This is a genomic window from Anaerofilum hominis, assembly GCF_014287275.1.
Taxonomy (GTDB): domain Bacteria; phylum Bacillota; class Clostridia; order Oscillospirales; family Ruminococcaceae; genus Pygmaiobacter; species Pygmaiobacter hominis.
Genome location: NZ_JACONZ010000002.1, coordinates 323,296 through 339,207 on the forward strand (window position 1 = coordinate 323,296; position 15,912 = coordinate 339,207).

The 15,912-nt window shown below is 59.8% G+C and carries 13 protein-coding genes; all 13 read left to right on the top strand.

Annotated features, from left to right (window positions below):
• Nucleotides 1–221: 221 nt before the first annotated feature.
• A complete protein-coding gene (locus tag H8S23_RS06570; protein WP_186887531.1) occupies nucleotides 222–3,536 on the top strand; it encodes an InlB B-repeat-containing protein in 3,315 nt (1,104 codons plus the stop codon).
• A 318-nt stretch (nucleotides 3,537–3,854) separates the two neighbouring features.
• Nucleotides 3,855–5,168, top strand: coding sequence for a GGDEF domain-containing phosphodiesterase (locus H8S23_RS06575; RefSeq protein ID WP_186887532.1), 1,314 nt, complete (start codon nucleotides 3,855–3,857; stop codon nucleotides 5,166–5,168).
• 801 nt (nucleotides 5,169–5,969) lie between these two features.
• Nucleotides 5,970–6,155 (top strand): spore coat associated protein CotJA, encoded by a 186-nt coding sequence (locus tag H8S23_RS13950; protein ID WP_243165913.1) that lies wholly within the window; start codon nucleotides 5,970–5,972, stop codon nucleotides 6,153–6,155.
• Nucleotides 6,148–6,399 (top strand): spore coat protein CotJB, encoded by a 252-nt coding sequence (locus tag H8S23_RS06585; RefSeq protein ID WP_186887533.1) that lies wholly within the window; start codon nucleotides 6,148–6,150, stop codon nucleotides 6,397–6,399. Before H8S23_RS13950 ends, H8S23_RS06585 begins: the two co-directional genes overlap by 8 nt.
• A gap of 3 nt (nucleotides 6,400–6,402) precedes the next feature.
• Nucleotides 6,403–6,999: a manganese catalase family protein gene (locus H8S23_RS06590; RefSeq protein ID WP_186887534.1), complete on the top strand. Its 597-nt coding sequence runs from the start codon at nucleotides 6,403–6,405 to the stop codon at nucleotides 6,997–6,999.
• A gap of 391 nt (nucleotides 7,000–7,390) precedes the next feature.
• Nucleotides 7,391–8,239 (top strand): tyrosine-type recombinase/integrase, encoded by an 849-nt coding sequence (locus H8S23_RS06595; RefSeq protein ID WP_186887535.1) that lies wholly within the window; start codon nucleotides 7,391–7,393, stop codon nucleotides 8,237–8,239.
• Nucleotides 8,240–8,756: 517 nt separating this feature from the next.
• Nucleotides 8,757–9,449 carry a YveK family protein gene (locus H8S23_RS06600; protein ID WP_186887536.1) on the top strand — a complete coding sequence of 231 codons (693 nt, stop codon included), beginning with the start codon at nucleotides 8,757–8,759 and terminating at the stop codon, nucleotides 9,447–9,449.
• 15 nt (nucleotides 9,450–9,464) lie between these two features.
• Nucleotides 9,465–10,193 carry a CpsD/CapB family tyrosine-protein kinase gene (locus H8S23_RS06605; protein WP_186887537.1) on the top strand — a complete coding sequence of 243 codons (729 nt, stop codon included), beginning with the start codon at nucleotides 9,465–9,467 and terminating at the stop codon, nucleotides 10,191–10,193.
• Nucleotides 10,194–10,205: 12 nt separating this feature from the next.
• Complete coding sequence (locus H8S23_RS06610) at nucleotides 10,206–10,961, top strand: tyrosine-protein phosphatase (RefSeq protein ID WP_186887538.1); 756 nt, start codon at nucleotides 10,206–10,208, stop codon at nucleotides 10,959–10,961.
• 24 nt (nucleotides 10,962–10,985) lie between these two features.
• Complete coding sequence (locus H8S23_RS06615; RefSeq protein WP_186887539.1) at nucleotides 10,986–12,026, top strand: LCP family protein; 1,041 nt, start codon at nucleotides 10,986–10,988, stop codon at nucleotides 12,024–12,026.
• Between the two features lie 180 nt (nucleotides 12,027–12,206).
• A complete protein-coding gene (locus H8S23_RS06620; RefSeq protein WP_186887540.1) occupies nucleotides 12,207–13,622 on the top strand; it encodes an exopolysaccharide biosynthesis polyprenyl glycosylphosphotransferase in 1,416 nt (471 codons plus the stop codon).
• Between the two features lie 9 nt (nucleotides 13,623–13,631).
• Complete coding sequence (locus tag H8S23_RS06625) at nucleotides 13,632–14,861, top strand: glycosyltransferase family 4 protein (protein WP_186887541.1); 1,230 nt, start codon at nucleotides 13,632–13,634, stop codon at nucleotides 14,859–14,861.
• Entirely contained in the window at nucleotides 14,848–15,897 is a 1,050-nt protein-coding gene (locus tag H8S23_RS06630) for a polysaccharide biosynthesis protein (protein ID WP_186887542.1), read from the top strand. Before H8S23_RS06625 ends, H8S23_RS06630 begins: the two co-directional genes overlap by 14 nt.
• Nucleotides 15,898–15,912: the final 15 nt, after the last annotated feature.

Sequence of the window (15,912 nt, forward strand, 5' to 3'; positions counted from 1 at the left end):
CTTTTTAAGAGCGCGCGGCCCTTTTGCGTCTTACACACCAGGGGCGGCGGTCACCATAAAGTAATAACTGGCGAAAAAATAAAAAAATTTGGCATGATTTTGTTACCAATTGGTGACCCGTTTATGCGATAATAAAAATCGGAAAGCAGCGCCCCTTTTTAAAAGGGGAATATCGATAGAAAAACGCGGGAGACAACGCGTCAAGAACGGGAGAAAAAACAATGAAAAAGAAATTGCTCAGCCTTTTGGTGGCCTTGACAATGATCTTTTCCTGTCTGCCCTTTGCCGGGCTCAGTGCGGCCGCGGCAGAAGCCGACGGAAATCTGAAAAAGACCGTGCAGCTGGCGCAGCAGGTCGCAGAGGGCTTCAACGCCTGCACCACGGATGCGGAGCGCCGCCAGTATCTCGGCATCAGCAACAATAATATGTCCAACGACAGCTTCCGGGGGGTCTATGCACGCCTGACCGGCGATACCGCGCTGCAGCTGCGGGATGCGGAGGTGCTGTCAAACGAGCTGGTCCAGGCCGCCCTGCGCACCTCCAAGGCGCAGGCGTTCTATCTGCAGCCGTATTTTTTGCAGGATGAGCAGGGCAGGCGTACCTTTGTGGTCTACGCCTCTGTTACAGGCACCATCTCCCAAAGGAACTGGAACGCGTATCTGCTCTATGTGCCCGCGGGCGACGACGGCCTTTCCGGCTGCTGGTACACCACCGGCGGCAAGGCGACGAGCATCGCTTATTTTAACGGCAAATCCTTTGCAGATGTGCGCGACGTCGAGGCGCACAACACCTCGGTCTGGACGCTGGTGGCGGACCGCAGTTCCGCGCGGGAACCAAAAGTTGCGGACCCCTATGAGGCCATCCGTTTTCTGGCCGGGCAGCTGGCTTCGCCGGGCAGCGTGGCGGAGGGCTATTTCAGCACCCGCGGCCAGGGGACATCTCTGGATGGGCGCGGCAAAAACTTTGCGCCGGACGTCAACGCCGCGCTGGCCGGTTCCGGCGTGACGGATGAGGATTCCACCTATGCCTGGCGCATCTATAAATGTAAAGAGAGCACGGGGGAACAGGGCTATAATATTTTCTGGACCAATTCGGACCTGGACGCGGGCGGCAGGTTTCCCTGCCTGAAGTATAACACCGCCACCGGCGAATGGGTCGAGGGTACGGCCACGGCCCGTGAGAACACGGTGGAGGGCTTTACATTCCTCATCATCGACGGCGGTTCCTTTGTCCCCAATGAGAGCCAGCCTGAGGTCGAAAAATATACCCTTTCTTATGATGCGAACGGCGGCGACGGGGAAACGGTGCCCGCCGCAGTGCAGGCGGAAGAATACGAGATCGTGGCAGTGGATTTCAGCGTCGTCCCCGAGCGCGAGGGCTATCGCTTTCTCGGCTGGGATACGATCCCTGATCCTGTCGGCCCGAAGTATAATCAGGACCCCCTGGGGGCCCGTGAACTGATCATGCCGGCGCACGATATGACCCTCTTTGCCATCTGGGCGCAGGAGCCGGCCCCGACGGTGACGCCGACCCCCACCCCGACGGTAGCGCCGACGGCAACGCCGACCCCGGTGCCCACCCCGACGGTAGCGCCGACGGCGACACCGACCCCGGTACCCACCCCGACAGTCGCGCCGACAGCAACGCCGACGCCGACCCCCACCCCGACGGCCGCGCCGACAGCGACGCCGACCCCGGTGCCCACTCCGACAGTCGCGCCAACGGCGACGCCGACCCCGGTGCCCACCCCGACAGTCGCGCCGACGGCGACGCCGACGCCGGTCCCGACCCCGACAGTCGCGCCGACGGCAACGCCGGAGCCTGCAAAGTATCTGTTGTCCTATAACGCGAACGGCGGCAGCGGCAGCCAGCTTCCCGGCGCTGTCGAGGCAGAGGCGGGCGCTCCGATCCAGGTGGATCTCTCGGTCCAGCCCGTGCGTGCCGGGTATCTGTTCCTCGGCTGGGATGAGGACCCTGCTTCCAGCAGCGCGCGTTATCCCGCAGAGGGCGCGGCTTCTCTCGTGATGCCGGAACAGGACCTGACCCTTTATGCGGTGTGGAAGATCGACGAGACGCAGACCGCCTCCGCCGGTTATACCGTACATTATTATATAGACGGCGCGCTGCAGCCGGATTGGACCGAGACTTATTCCAAAACCACCCTGGTCGCCGATGATCCGGCTCCCGCCTATGTGGTAAAGCAGGTCACAGATCATCTGGCCGGGCTTGGGGCGGATTATTACGCCGCTTCCCGTCCCGATCTGCCCGTCACCCTCAGCGGTGAGGACAACGTGCTGGAGGTCCATTATGCGCACAAGCTGGTGGACATAGCGGGCACCGGCATCGAACTCTCCCACAATTACGTCTATACCCGGGTCATTGACGGACAGACGGATGTGAACAACTTCTCAGCGGTTTCCGGGTTCTCTGGGGCCCAGCCGGGTTCGCTGCTGCGCCTGCAGGATCTGCAGCAGACCGTGGACCCCGAGGGCAATACCGGTTACCAGCCCACCGGGGCGGCGATCACCCGCACCCGGCTTCCGCTGATAGCGCCGGAAATGGAACATGAGGTCCAGGCCCCGGAGACCAGTGCCGGGCAGACAGCCGACGCGGCAGCGGCTTCCCTGGCGCAGGCCCAGATGGCGCGGGATGCCGCGCAGCAGGACAAAGCACTGGCGGACGAAGCGCTGATCGCCGCCCAGAACAGCCTGGAGGCTGCCCGGACGGCTCTTGCAGAGGCCGAAGCCGCAGCGATCCCGGCGGCCCAGCAGCTGCAGGAGCTTGCCGCCCGCGAGGAACCGCTCGGTGAAGAGGAACTGGCGCTGCAGGCCCAGCTTCAGGGGATCGTGGAAGCCCCCGCTGCGGCGCAGACCGCGGTGACGCAGGCGGAAACGCTGGCAGCCCAGCGCGCCGAAGAAGCGCAGGCGGCTGCAAACGCGCTGATCGAAGCGGAAAACAGTCTGGCCCAGGCACAGGAGGCGGCGTCCGGCGCGCAGCAGGCGTTGGCGGCTGTGCAGGCCGCCGCGCTGAACGCGGCCGCGCAGACCCTGGCGGTGGGCGAGAGCGAGACCGTCGCGCTGGATGCGGACGGCGCTTTCCTCTATGAAGCGGGCTATACCTACCAGGTGCGTCTGGACTATGCCAAGACCTATGTCTACCAGACCCCGGCTGAGCCGGAACAGGAGATCGTCTCACCCGGGCCGAGCACCCCGGTGCAGCCCGCGCCGGGCCTCCCTGTCGTTTCGCCGGCAGAGCCCTCGGCGCCTCAGGCGGCCGCTCCGGCCGTCGCAGCGCCGCCGGCAGCCGGTACGGTCTCCATCTCTGACGACGACGTGCCCCTTGGGGCAACGGCCGGCCTGCGCGGCAAAAGCCGTGTACGCCGGGGCACCTATGTGATCCTGGACGACAGCGCGCCTTTGGGCGCACTGCCCAAGACCAGTGGTTCTCTGGACGCCTCCTGGGGCGCGCTGGGCGCATTTCTGCTGGCTGCCGGCGCGGCGCTTGGTCTGAAAGGAAAGCGCAAGGAGCAGCAGTAAAGGGCTGCCGGCCCGCGTGGGCGGAAAACGGACGGCGGCACAGGGGGAAAGCGGCGCGGCAGTTTCCAGATGCGCCCTTTCACAAAGAAAGCCGCTTTACGGCCGCGCTTTTTGCGGCCAGCAAACAAAAACGCATTGAGAATTGCGGACAAAAAAGCTATAATAGACCTTAAGGATGGCCGCGCGGCAGTAACAGCACTCCGCGCGGCCAAGCCGGTTATAGCCGGGCAGGGCGCAAAGCGCCCCGACGCCCCGGGACCGGCGTGTAGAGATAAAAAAGCCGGCGGCCCCAGAGCGCCGGTCAGGGAGGGACAGCAAATGACCATCACACCGGAAAAAGAGATCACCCTGACGGCGCCCGACCGCGCCGCCTGTGCGGAGAAGCTCACGGGACTGCTGGCCGGGGGAGAGGCGAAAAACTCCGCCGTTTTCAAGCTGGCATTGGTGGACTTCAAAAATTTTAACGATATTTTCGGCCGCCACTACGGTGATCTGCTGCTTGACCAGGTGAGCGCTTATCTCGCCGGGTTCGAGGGCGCGGAAGTGCTGCGCAGCGGCGGGGTGGAATTTGTACTGATCCTGCACGGCAGCGGCTATGCGCGGGCGGGCGAGGTCGGCGAGGAGATCTGCGACCGGTTCAACGAGACCTGGCGCATTGGAGATATGGACTTTGTGTGCGCCATGTCGCTGGGCATCGTGCTGCCTCCCCTGGCGGCGGAAAAAGGCGAAATGCTGCTGGAGATGCTGGACAGCGCCGAACACGAGGCCTATCTCAGCGGGCAAAACACCGCCGTCACCTACACCGAAGAGCTGCGCGAGAGCCTGCTGCGGACCAAAGCCATCGCTACCCGGCTGAAAAACGCCCTGGCCGTGCCGGACGACCCGGATCTGGAGGTCTGCTACCGCCCGACCGTGCTCTATGACGCGCACCGGTACACCCGGGCCGAGAGTTATGTGCGGCTTTTTTCCGACGCTTACGGGCTGGTCGGCGAGGCCACGCTGATCCCCATCGCTGAACAGAGCGGGCTGGCCTGCGCCTTGAATCTCTATGCGATCCGTCATACCTGCGCTCTGATCCGCAAACTGTTGGAAGAGGGCCGCTCGTTTGAGACCATCGCTGTGCCGATCTCCGCCGTGCAGTTCCTGCAGCCGGACTTTGACCGGGAGTTGGCAGGGCTGCTGGAAGAGTACGACATCCCCGCGGAAAAGCTGGCTCTCGAGATCACCGAAAGCACCCTGATCAACAGCTTTGTGCAGGTCAACTATATGATGCAGCAGGTCGCCGAGATGGGCGTGGAACTGGTGCTCAGCGATTTTGGCACCGGTTACTCCGGCATCAATAATGTGCTTGACCTGCCGGTCAGCGTGCTCAAGCTGGACCGCCTCTTTGTGCTCCAGTTGGAAAATGATGAGCGCTGCGGCAGTGTGATCGAAGGCCTGATCTCAATCGCCCACAAGCTGGGCATGAAGATGATCGCCGAGGGCGTGGAGACCGACCATCAGCGCGAGCTGCTTGCCAGCTGGGGCTGCGATTATCAGCAGGGATTTTATTACAGCGCCACAGTGCACGCGGACGAGCTGGTGGGGATGCTCTCGATGCCGCACCCGGAAGATCAGGTGGAAGAACTGTGAAGAACGGCTCTCCCCAGAGCGGAAAACAAAAATAAAGCCCCATGCCGGGCAAAAAACTGCAGGACCGCCGGAAGAGCAGGAGTTCGCGCGGTCTTGGGGACGGACAGCAACGGACAAGGGTAAAAGACAGCCGCAGCAATGCGGCTGTCTTTTTTGTTGCGGAACGCGACAGAACGCGGCAAAGGGCAAAGAAATGCCGGCGCGGTGTTTTGACGGCGGCCCAGCGATGGCGGCGCTGGGGCCTATTTCTGGCCGCTTTACGGCAAAAGCTTCTCCGGCCGCCTGCACCGCCGTCCCCCCGCAGCTGACGGAGCCGGGGAGCATCCAACACCGCCGGGGCGGTGTTGGATGATTTTTTGTTCTGCGCGGGGCCGCTGTGAGGTCTTTTGCCGAAAGCGGCAAAGGGGCATGCCCCGGGCCTGCACAGCACTGCCGCCCCAGCGCCTTTTGGGCATCCATCTGTTTTGGACTCTCAGCGCCGTCCGGCGGCGTTTTCAGGCCAATTTCTGCAGAGAAACAGGAGACCGGCTGCCGCCCCCAAAAAACAGGGAGAGCCTATTTTAAGAAGGGGGCCCCGCCCTGCGGCGGCGGGAGAGAAAGCTCCGTAAATTTTTTATTTGGCCTCTGTGGCCAGGGGGCCGCGTTTTTTTTACGCTGCGCGGGCTTTTTTGAAAGAAACAGGCAAAACCGCTTCGGAGCCAGGCTCATCGCTGTCTGTGCGCAGGGGCAGACAGAAGAGACGGGACATAGAATGGCACGGGCAAACGCCCGCACATCTGTTTGGAAAGGAGCTTGAAAATTTTGCAAAACGATCTTCAACACGGCTGTCCGCAGCCGTACGGTCCGCTGCCGCTGGCCATCGCCACTGTGCCGATGCAGCGCTTCCGGCAGCTTTATGACCCGGCCACTGCGCTGAGCAGAGGCACGATATTCCGCGAGCTGGACCTGCCGTTTTATGGCAAACGAGGAGGTGGCTGCCATGAATGAAGCCAACAGCCTGTTCGATTCTATCGTCAAAGTAAGCTTTGCCATGGACGAGATACGCCTGTTTCTCGACACTCATCCGCAGGATGAGGAGGCGCTTTCCGCCTACGACAAGCTGCGCGGGCAGCGGGAGGCACTGGTGCGCCGCTATACCGAAAGCTGCGGCCCGATCAATTTTTATGACGCCGGGGGCAGCTGCGAATGGAACTGGGTCCAGCAGCCCTGGCCCTGGGAAAAGGAGGCATGAGCCATGTGGAGTTATGAAAAGCGGCTGCAGTTCCCGATCAAGATCAAGCGCCCCAACGCGGCGGCGGCCAAAGTCATCATCAGCCAGTACGGCGGCCCGGACGGGGAACTGGGCGCCTCGATGCGCTATCTCTCTCAGCGCTATACCATGCCCTACCGCAATGTGGCGGGGCTGCTGACCGATATCGGCACCGAAGAACTGGCCCATCTGGAGATGGTCAGTGCCATCGTGTACCAGCTCACCTGCGATCTCTCTGTCGATGAGATCAAAAAAGAGGGCTTTGACGCCTATTTTGTGGATCACACCACCGGCGTCTGGCCGCAGGCCGCGGGCGGCGTTCCGTTTGACGCGCTGTGCTTTGCCAGTAAGGGCGACGCCATTACCGACCTGCACGAGGATATGGCTGCGGAACAAAAAGCGCGCACGACCTATGACAACATTATCCGGCTGGTAGACGACCCGGATGTGCTGGCGCCCATCGGCTTTTTGCGCGAGAGGGAGATCGTCCACTTCCAGCGCTTTGGCGAGGCGCTGGAAAAGGTGAAAGACCATCTGGACCACCGGAATTTCTACGCTTTTAACCCTGAATTTGATAAATGAGGCCCGGCCGGTAAGGCCTGACCTCGATATCAAAAAAATGAAATGACCCCCAAAGCTGTCCGTGCTGCGCTGCAGAGAGCGCCGCCCGCGGACAGCGGCCAGGCAGGGGCGCGAGGGACTCTCACGGGGAGGCTCTTGCGCCCCTGTTTTGCGTTTACAGGAAAATATTACCTTTGTCTCCCCTAAAAAATATTGCTACCATTAAGTCCAGAAGCCGCATTTTCGGCCCGGAACACAGTGCGCGGGCGGTTTTCCGTCAAGCGGGGAGCGTGTCCGCCCCATTCCCGCCGGGGAGGGAAGCGGCGCGGCCCGGCGGAACATACCGTGCGGACCTGCGTCCCCGGCGGTGAACACGGCTTCTTCAAGTTGTGGAGGGAGGAAAAACGAACATATGCAGCAGCAGTATTTGACGGGACGCCTGTTGAAACGCTATCAGGCATATCTCTGCGTGGAGGAAAAAAGCGAGGCCACGATACAAAAATATCTGCGGGATATCCGGGCCTTTTATACCTATTTAAAAGGGGAGCCGATCACAGGGCGGGAGACCGTGATCGGCTATAAGCAATGGCTGGAAAACCGGGGTTATGCCGTGACCAGCATCAACTCCATGCTGGTGGCGGTAAACGGGCTGATGACCTTTTTGGGGCGGCCCGGCTGGCGCGTCCATCTGCTGCGGCAACAGCGGGACGCCTTTGGTCTTCGCGACAGGGAGCTGACGCGGCAGGAATATCTGCGCCTGGTGCAGGCCGCTGCTGCCCGGGGGGACGAGCGGCTGGCGCTGCTTTTGCAGACGATCTGCGCCACCGGCATTCGCGTCAGCGAGCTGCGCTATATCACCGTGGCGTCGCTGCGGTCGGGGCAGGCACAGATCTCCTGCAAGGGCAAGGTGCGGCGCATCCTCATCCCCCAGACACTGTGCGTGCGTCTGCGGGATTATTGCCGCAGACGCGGGATCGGGGGCGGCAGCGTATTTGTCACCCGCAGCGGGGCCCCTATGGACCGCAGCAATATCTGGGCGCTGATGAAACGGCTCTGCCGCGCGGCGGGGGTGGCGGAGCACAAGGTCTTTCCGCACAATCTGCGCCATCTGTTCGCCCGCACTTTTTATAAACAGTACAAGGATATCGTGCATCTGGCAGACGTGCTGGGCCACAGCAGCGTCAACACCACCCGCATTTATACCATGGTCAGCGCCGCAGAGCACCGGGGGCAGATCTCCCGCATGCATCTTTTGATCTGAGATCATCGGGATGAGGTGTTTTTTCGGCCAGTGCCCCGGTTGTCCCGGAGGGACGAGGGGCAGGATATCAAGATAAACTGTTTTTTAGTAGCCATGCGGCCTGTCCCCAGGCCGCGGCAGATCGAAATACAAAAACAGCCGTTCCGCCCAAGCGGAACAGCTGAAAATCGAAAGTCTCGATCTACTACATAATTTGCATTATGTAGTAGATGACAAAAATCCACAAATTTTACATATCTATTGTATGATAACTCATTGTTTTTTGCGCGTCAAGACCGCAGGGACAAAGGCAGAGGATGATAGATAGTAATGGCTAAAATTGAAGTATGAAAAAGTTCTGATTCAGTAAAAAGGGACAAGAGCAAGAAATACAAAACTTTTTCATCGCTTGTATTTCCTGATGCTTTTTTTACTTTCGTGGAGTTTTCAAAACAGGAAAACAGGGGCAAAAATCACAGTCACCACATAATGCAAATTATGTGGTGACTATTTTTTATGTCAACGGAGGAATCGTGTTTTGGAACAGGAATATGAAACGATAGACCTGCGGGAGATTTTTTCCCTGCTGAGAAAAAATCTTCTGCCGGTCTTTCTGGCGGCCGTGGCGCTGGCTGTCGCGGGGTTTCTGGTCACCGCCCTGCTGATCACTCCCAAGTACGAGGCAAGCGCCACCCTGATCGTCAATTCCCGCGAGGAGCAGCAGGCGCAGACCGCTGTCACCAACGATCAGATCAACTCGGCAAAGCAGCTGGTCAGCACCTATGCGGTGATCCTCAAAAGCGACACCGTCTTGGACAGGACCATTCAGGACCTGGGGCTGAAGATGAACTATGAGACCCTGGCCAAAAAAGTATCCATCGAGGCGGTCGACTCCACCCAGATCATGAAGATCACCGTGCGGGACCCTGACCCGGAGCTGGCAAAGAACATCGTGAACAGCATTGTGGAACAGGCGCCCGAGATCATCATCTCCACGGTAAAGGCGGGCAGTGTGGAGGTCATCTCTTATCCCAAGGCCGGCGAAAAGCCGGTCTCGCCCAGCAAGATGAAAAACACCCTGCTGGCGGGCCTTGCCGGCGGCGTGCTGGCTGTGGGGATCGTCTTTCTGCGCAGCCTGCTCAACAATACCTTTATGACCGACGACGACATCACAAAACATCTGGGGCTCACGGTGCTGGGCGTGATCCCGGATATTGAGATCAAAGAGTAGAAAGGGTGTGCCGGCATGAAAAAAGATCAGAAAAAGAAAAAGAAGTCGGGGCGCAGCTTTCTGCTGGTGGGCAAGGAGGCTCCCTTTCAATACCAGGAGGCTTTTAAAAGCCTGCGCACCAACCTGAAATTCGTGGCGCTGGACAAGGCCTGCAAAAAGATCATCATCACCAGCGCCATCCCGGGCGAGGGCAAAAGCAGCGTCGCCATCAATCTGGCGGTGTCGCTGGCGCAGGCGGGCAGCAAGGTGCTTCTGATCGACTGCGACCTGCGCAAGCCCATCATCCACAAATACATGAAGATCAGCCGCACCGCCTGCAAGGGCATCACCAACGTGCTGTCCGGCAGTTCCATGACCGAGTCGGTCGTCAACATGCAAAGCCTGGGCCTGCACGTGATGATCGCCGACGCCATTCCGCCCAACCCCGCCGAGCTGCTGGGCAGCGCGAGGATGAAAGCGGTTATAGACGAAATGGGCCGGCACTACGACTATATCATCTTCGACACCCCGCCGGTGTCGGTGGTCACCGACGCCGCGGTCTTGAGCCAGTATACCGACGGCGTCATCCTGGTAATCCGGCAGAACCTTTCCACCTTTGACCAGGTCGCGCTGGCAAAGAAAAATCTGGACGCGGTCGGGGCGAATATCCTCGGCGCCGTGCTCAATGATTTTGACGCCAAAAGCGCGGATAAGGAGAGCGGCTATTATTACAGCTATAACTATGACTATTCCAGCAACGACTAGGAGCGTGGCCCCATGACGGATCTTCACTGCCACATTCTGCCCGGGCTCGACGACGGAGCCAAAGACCTGGACGTGTCGGGGGAACTGCTGCGCCGCCAGTGTGCGGCAGGCGTGCAGCGGGTCGCCTTTACCCCTCATTTTCATTTTGAACGTCAGGATGTGGACCAGTTCTGCCGGCGGCGTGACGCTGCTGCGGCAGAACTGGTCCAGTGCTATCCGGAGCTGGCGTCACAGCTTGAGCTGAAAAAGGGGGCCGAGGTGTTTTTTTCACCCGCCTTGCTGGAGAGCGACCCGCAGCCGCTCTGCCTGGAGGGGACCGGCCTGATGCTGGTGGAGCTGCCGGTGACCTATCGGCCACAGTGGACGGTGGAGGTGCTGTATCAGCTGGGGACGCTGGGGATCACCCCGCTCATCGCCCATGTGGAGCGGTACCCCTATGTGATGGAGGACCCCAACCTGCTGATAGACTGGATCGAGGCCGGGGCCTATACGCATGTGAACGCCTCCAGCCTGGTGCTGCACAAGCGGCGCAGGGCGCAGATCTTGAAGATGATCCGGCACGGTCTGGTGCATCTTGTCTGCACCGACGCACATTCGCCGGACAAGAGGCCGCCCCTGCTGGGACAGGCCATGGAGCTGGTGCGCCGCCGGTGCGGCGGGCAAAAAGCCCAGGAGATGGAAGCGCTCAGCCTGGGACTTTGGCGCGGGGAACAGCCGGAGCCGCCGGCCGCCGCGCCCATGCGGCGGCTGCTGGGGCGGCTGGTTTAAAAAAGAGAGAGGACGGCACAGCGGATGGAGAAGAAAAAGAAGGGGCGCAAAGGCCTGATCGCGCTGGCGGTGGCACTGGCGCTGATCCTGCTGCTGGGCCTGTGCGCCTGGATCTATTACGAGGGCAAGTTGGGGCTGATCCGATATGACGACGGCAGCCGGGAACTCGACATCAGCGCCAGCGTGCCGGCGGACGATCTGGACCTGCCCGATATGGGCGAAGCGCCGCAGGACGCGGAGGAGCGCGGCAAACTGCCGCAGGGGGAAGCGGCCTTTGACAGCGACGTGGTAAATATCCTGCTGCTGGGCACCGACGAGCGCAGTGAGGAATTCAGCGACAACGCCCGTGCGGACAGCATCCTGCTGCTCAGCCTGAATACCCGGCTGCACACCATCAAGCTGGTGAGCATCGAGCGGGGCATCGGCGTGCCGGTGCCCGGGCGCAATGATGACTGGATCACCCACACTTTCCGCTATGGGGGCGCGGCATTGACGCTGCAGACGGTGCGCGATTGCTTTAAGGTGGATGTGGACCGGTATGTGCGGGTAAATTTCAGCGCTTTTGAAAAGGCGATCGATGTGGTCGGCGGGGTGGATATTGTGCTGACCCCGGCGGAGGCGGCGTACATCAACAAAGAAAAAGACCACGGCGGAGACAGCGGCGTGCAGTCGGTGAGGGCGGGCAGCGCGCATTTGAATGGAAAGACCGCCCTGATCTATGCCCGCGCCCGGGAGATCGACAGCGACTGGCAGCGGATCGAGCGGCAGCGGAATGTGATCCAGGCGACTGTGAATGAGGTGAAAGGGGAGGACGTTTTCACCCTCAACCGGCTGGCGGACGAGATCCTGCCCATGGTGCAGACCAACCTGACCAAAGGGGAGATCACCTCCCTGCTTTTGGAGGCGCCGGGATTTATCAGCCAGGGGGCGCAGATAGAACAGATGACGATCCCCACCTATGAGACCTGCTGGAACAGCGTGGGCGTGGACGGCAGAAAGCTGATCGGCGTGGACTTTGCGGCAAATGCAGAGATCCTGCAGCGGTTTTTCTACGAGGGGGAATAGAGCGGGCAAAGCCCCGCGGGAAAGCGCCGGACGGATGCTTTGGAGCATGCGGACAAAAAGAGGAAAAGCGGATGCGGCTTGCACAAGCGCTTTGCTTGGTCAAAGCCCTGCCGTATGGGATGTGAAACGCACGCGCGCCGCGATTCGACGCGCGCGGCAGAACAAAGGAAAGGGAACAGCATGAGCGCAAAAATGCGGAGCGCCTCGCAGGACAGGACGATCACCAACACCGCCAATGTGATCATGACGCTGGTCGCAATGGCGAGCACCTGCGCCGTCTGGTTTGGCTATTACAACGATTTTGTCTTTCGCACCTATCGCATGGCGGGCGGTGTGGTCTCGATGGCGATCTATCTGGCGGTTTATCTTCTGTTCGCCAGAGTGTACCGGGCTTTCAAGATCGCCTCGTTCCCCATCATGGAGACGGGTTTTTCACAGTGCCTTGCGCTGGGGATCGCGGATGTATTCATCTATGTAGAGGGCTGCCTTATTTATCGCCAGTATATCAACATTTTGCCCGGAGCCGTTACGGCAGCGGTCCAATTTGTCCTGGCTTTCGTTTGGGCTACGCTTGTAAAACAATACTTTTTAAAGCATGTGCAGCCGCAGGAATGCGTCATGGTCTACCATACGGCGAAGTACAGCCGCGGCGCGGCGGAACTGTTCGTCAAAAAGATCGAGGCCAAATATGGGCATCTGTTCCGCATCGATAAAAGCCTGCCGGCGGAGGCGCTGAAAGAGCTGGACGCCGCGCTGCGTCCGTATCCGGTCCTGTTCCTGTTCGGCGTCGAGGGCACCCAGCGGAGCCGCATTTTCAATTATGCGTCCAGTACGGGGAAAAAGCTGTACATGGTGCCCACGATCGAAGATGTGCTCGCGCGCGGGTTTCAGGTAAAGCATTTGATCGACACCCCGCTTTTTGCATACGAGAGCCACGGCGACAGACCCGCGTCCTATCCTGGCAAACGGCTGATCGATATCGTTTTGAGCCTGCTGATGCTTTTGGTCACCTTTCCCATCATGCTGGTCACTGCCCTGTGCATCAAGCTGGAAGATCACGGGGACGTTTTCTTTAGACAAAAGCGTTATACGGCCGGCGGCAAGGTGTTTGAGATCCTGAAATTCCGCAGTATGGTGATGGACGCCGAGACAGACGGAAAACCGCGCCCCTGCACGGCGGGGGACAGCAGGGTCACAAAAGTGGGGAAGATCATCCGCGCGACCAGGATCGACGAGCTGCCTCAGATCTTCAATATATTGTCGGGCGATATGAGCTGGGTCGGGCCAAGGCCTGAAAGGATAGAGCATGTGGATCTGTTTGCCAGGGACCTGCCTGAATTCAACTACCGGCTGCGGGTGAGGGCCGGGCTGACGGGCTACGCGCAGATCTACGGAAAATATAACACCACGGCGCGCGACAAGCTGCTTTTGGACCTGCTGTATATAGAGCAGCAGAGTTTCGTGCTGGATGTAAAAATATTTTTTATGACGATCAAAACCATGTTCACGCCGGAAGCGGCCGAGGGCTTTGATGAGGCGAGGGCGAAAGCGATCAACGCAAGGGCGGCCGAGGAAAAAGAAATCGTAAACGCATGAGGGCAAGGTATGAGAATCCTGGTGATATGTCAGCACTATTGGCCCGAGCCATATCCGCTTGCGGATATTTGTGAGGAACTGGCGCAGCGCGGTCATTTTGTGCATCTGGTGACGGATGTTCCCAACTATCCGATGGGGGAGATCTATCCCGGGTACCGAAAGGGCCGCAGGCGGGAAGAAGAGCACAACGGCGTAAAGATCACAAGGACCTTTACGATCGCCAGACGCCGCAGCGCGCTGTTCCGCCTGCTGAATTATTACAGCTATGCGATCTCCTCCTCGCTTTATGCAGGGAGCCTGAAACAAGACTACGACGTGGTCTTTGCCAACCAGACCTCGCCCGTCATGATGAGTTCCGCGGCCTTTGCCTATGCCCGCAAACACCAGAAAAAGGTGGTGCTGTACTGCATGGACCTGTGGCCGGCCTGTCTGGCGGCGGGCGGGATCTCGGAACATTCCCCTGTTTACAGGTTCTTCGACTGGGAATCCAAAAGGCTGTACAGAAAGCCGGACAGCATCCTGATCACCTCCCGGATGTTTCGCGGATATCTGGTGCAGCGGCATGGCGTCGAAGACGCCAGGATCACCTATCTGCCCCAATATGCGGCGGCGCAGTTTGAGACGGAGCAGGAGCCTCCGCTTCCAAAGGACACCGTGGATCTGATGTTCGCCGGCAATATCGGCGCTGCGCAAAGCCTTGCGACGGTGATCCGGGCGGCGGAGATCTTAAAAGAGCAGCCACAGCTGCGCTGGCATATCGTGGGCGACGGTTCGGAGCTGGAAAACCTGAAAAGGCTGGCGGCGGAGAAAGGCCTGACAAGCGTTTTGTTCCATGGCCGCCGCCCGCCGGAGGAAATGCCTCAGTACTATGCCATGGCCGACGCAATGCTGGTGACCCTGACGGCGGACCCCGCGATCTCGCTGACGCTTCCCGGCAAAATGCAGACGTATATGGCGGCCGCAAAGCCGATCATCGGCGCGGCGGACGGCGAGATCCCAAAGGTCATCGAGGCGGCGGGATGCGGTTTTTGCGCCGGGGCGGAGGATGCGCCGGGGCTGGCAAACGCGGTCCAACGCTATTTGGAGTGCAAAAATAAGCGGCAGCTTGGGCAGAACGCCCGCAGCTATTATGAGACCCATTTCACGCGGCGGCATTTTATGGACACGCTGGAAAAGACGCTGAAACGGTATGCGGCTGCGGAGAACGCAGTGGAGGAAAAAGCAAATGTCGGCATTTGATGATAAGACGCTTCTGATCACCGGCGGCACCGGTTCTTTTGGACACACGGTCCTCAAACACTTTTTGACCGGCGATATCGCGGAGATCCGCATCTTCTCCCGCGACGAGAAAAAGCAGGACGATATGCGCCATGAACTGCAGGCGCAGTACCCGCAATACGCTTCCAGGGTCAAATTCTACATAGGCGACGTCCGCGACCTGCAGAGCCTGCGCGACGCCACGTGGGGGGCGGATTACGTGTTTCATGCGGCGGCGCTCAAAGAGGTGCCGAGCTGCGAGTTCTTCCCCATGGAGGCGGTGCGCTCCAACATTATCGGCACCGATAATGTGATCCGCGCGGCTGTCGAGAGCCGCGTAAAAAATGTGGTGTGCCTGTCCACCGATAAGGCGGCTTACCCGATCAACGCTATGGGGATCTCCAAAGCGATGATGGAGCATGTCGTATATGCCAGCGCCAGAGCCGCTGCCGAGCACGGCACCACCCTGTGCTGTACACGGTACGGCAACGTGATGTGCAGCCGTGGCAGCGTGATACCGCTGTTTATCGACCAGATCAGGGCGGGCGTGCCCATTACCGTAACCGACCCGGAAATGACCCGCTTTTTGATGAACCTGGATGAAGCCGTAGAACTGGTGCTGTTTGCGTTTCAACATGCAAACCCGGGCGATCTGTTTATTCAAAAAGCCGACGCCTCCACCATTGGCGATCTGGCCAGGGCGGTACAGCAGCTTTTTGGCGATACGGGCATCCGCAGGATCGGCACCCGCCACGGTGAAAAACTGTATGAGACCCTCATGACCCGTGAAGAGCGCCTGCGCAGCGAGGATATGGGCCGGTACTACCGCGTCGCCGCCGACAGCCGCGATTTGAATTATGACAAGTTTGTTGTCAGCGGGCAGGTGCGCACGATGGCCGACGAGGCCTACACCAGCCATAACACCCACCGCCTGGACACAGCGGCGACAGTGGAGAAGATCATGACGGCGGAATATGTGCAGGAGAGGCTGAAAGAAAAGGAAAAAACAAGCGATTAGAGAAAGCGGAGGGAA

Bases quoted from the DNA above. Each gene is read 5' to 3' on its own strand.
- H8S23_RS06570 (WP_186887531.1), top strand. From the start codon at position 222: ATGAAAAAGAAATTGCTCAGCCTTTTGGTGGCCTTGACAATGATCTTT.
- H8S23_RS06615 (WP_186887539.1), top strand. From the start codon at position 10,986: ATGGAGAAGAAAAAGAAGGGGCGCAAAGGCCTGATCGCGCTGGCGGTG.
- H8S23_RS06585 (WP_186887533.1), top strand. From the start codon at position 6,148: ATGAATGAAGCCAACAGCCTGTTCGATTCTATCGTCAAAGTAAGCTTT.
- H8S23_RS06625 (WP_186887541.1), top strand. From the start codon at position 13,632: ATGAGAATCCTGGTGATATGTCAGCACTATTGGCCCGAGCCATATCCG.
- H8S23_RS06605 (WP_186887537.1), top strand. From the start codon at position 9,465: ATGAAAAAAGATCAGAAAAAGAAAAAGAAGTCGGGGCGCAGCTTTCTG.
- H8S23_RS06590 (WP_186887534.1), top strand. From the start codon at position 6,403: ATGTGGAGTTATGAAAAGCGGCTGCAGTTCCCGATCAAGATCAAGCGC.
- H8S23_RS06630 (WP_186887542.1), top strand. From the start codon at position 14,848: ATGTCGGCATTTGATGATAAGACGCTTCTGATCACCGGCGGCACCGGT.
- H8S23_RS06595 (WP_186887535.1), top strand. From the start codon at position 7,391: ATGCAGCAGCAGTATTTGACGGGACGCCTGTTGAAACGCTATCAGGCA.
- H8S23_RS06575 (WP_186887532.1), top strand. From the start codon at position 3,855: ATGACCATCACACCGGAAAAAGAGATCACCCTGACGGCGCCCGACCGC.
- H8S23_RS06620 (WP_186887540.1), top strand. From the start codon at position 12,207: ATGAGCGCAAAAATGCGGAGCGCCTCGCAGGACAGGACGATCACCAAC.
- H8S23_RS06610 (WP_186887538.1), top strand. From the start codon at position 10,206: ATGACGGATCTTCACTGCCACATTCTGCCCGGGCTCGACGACGGAGCC.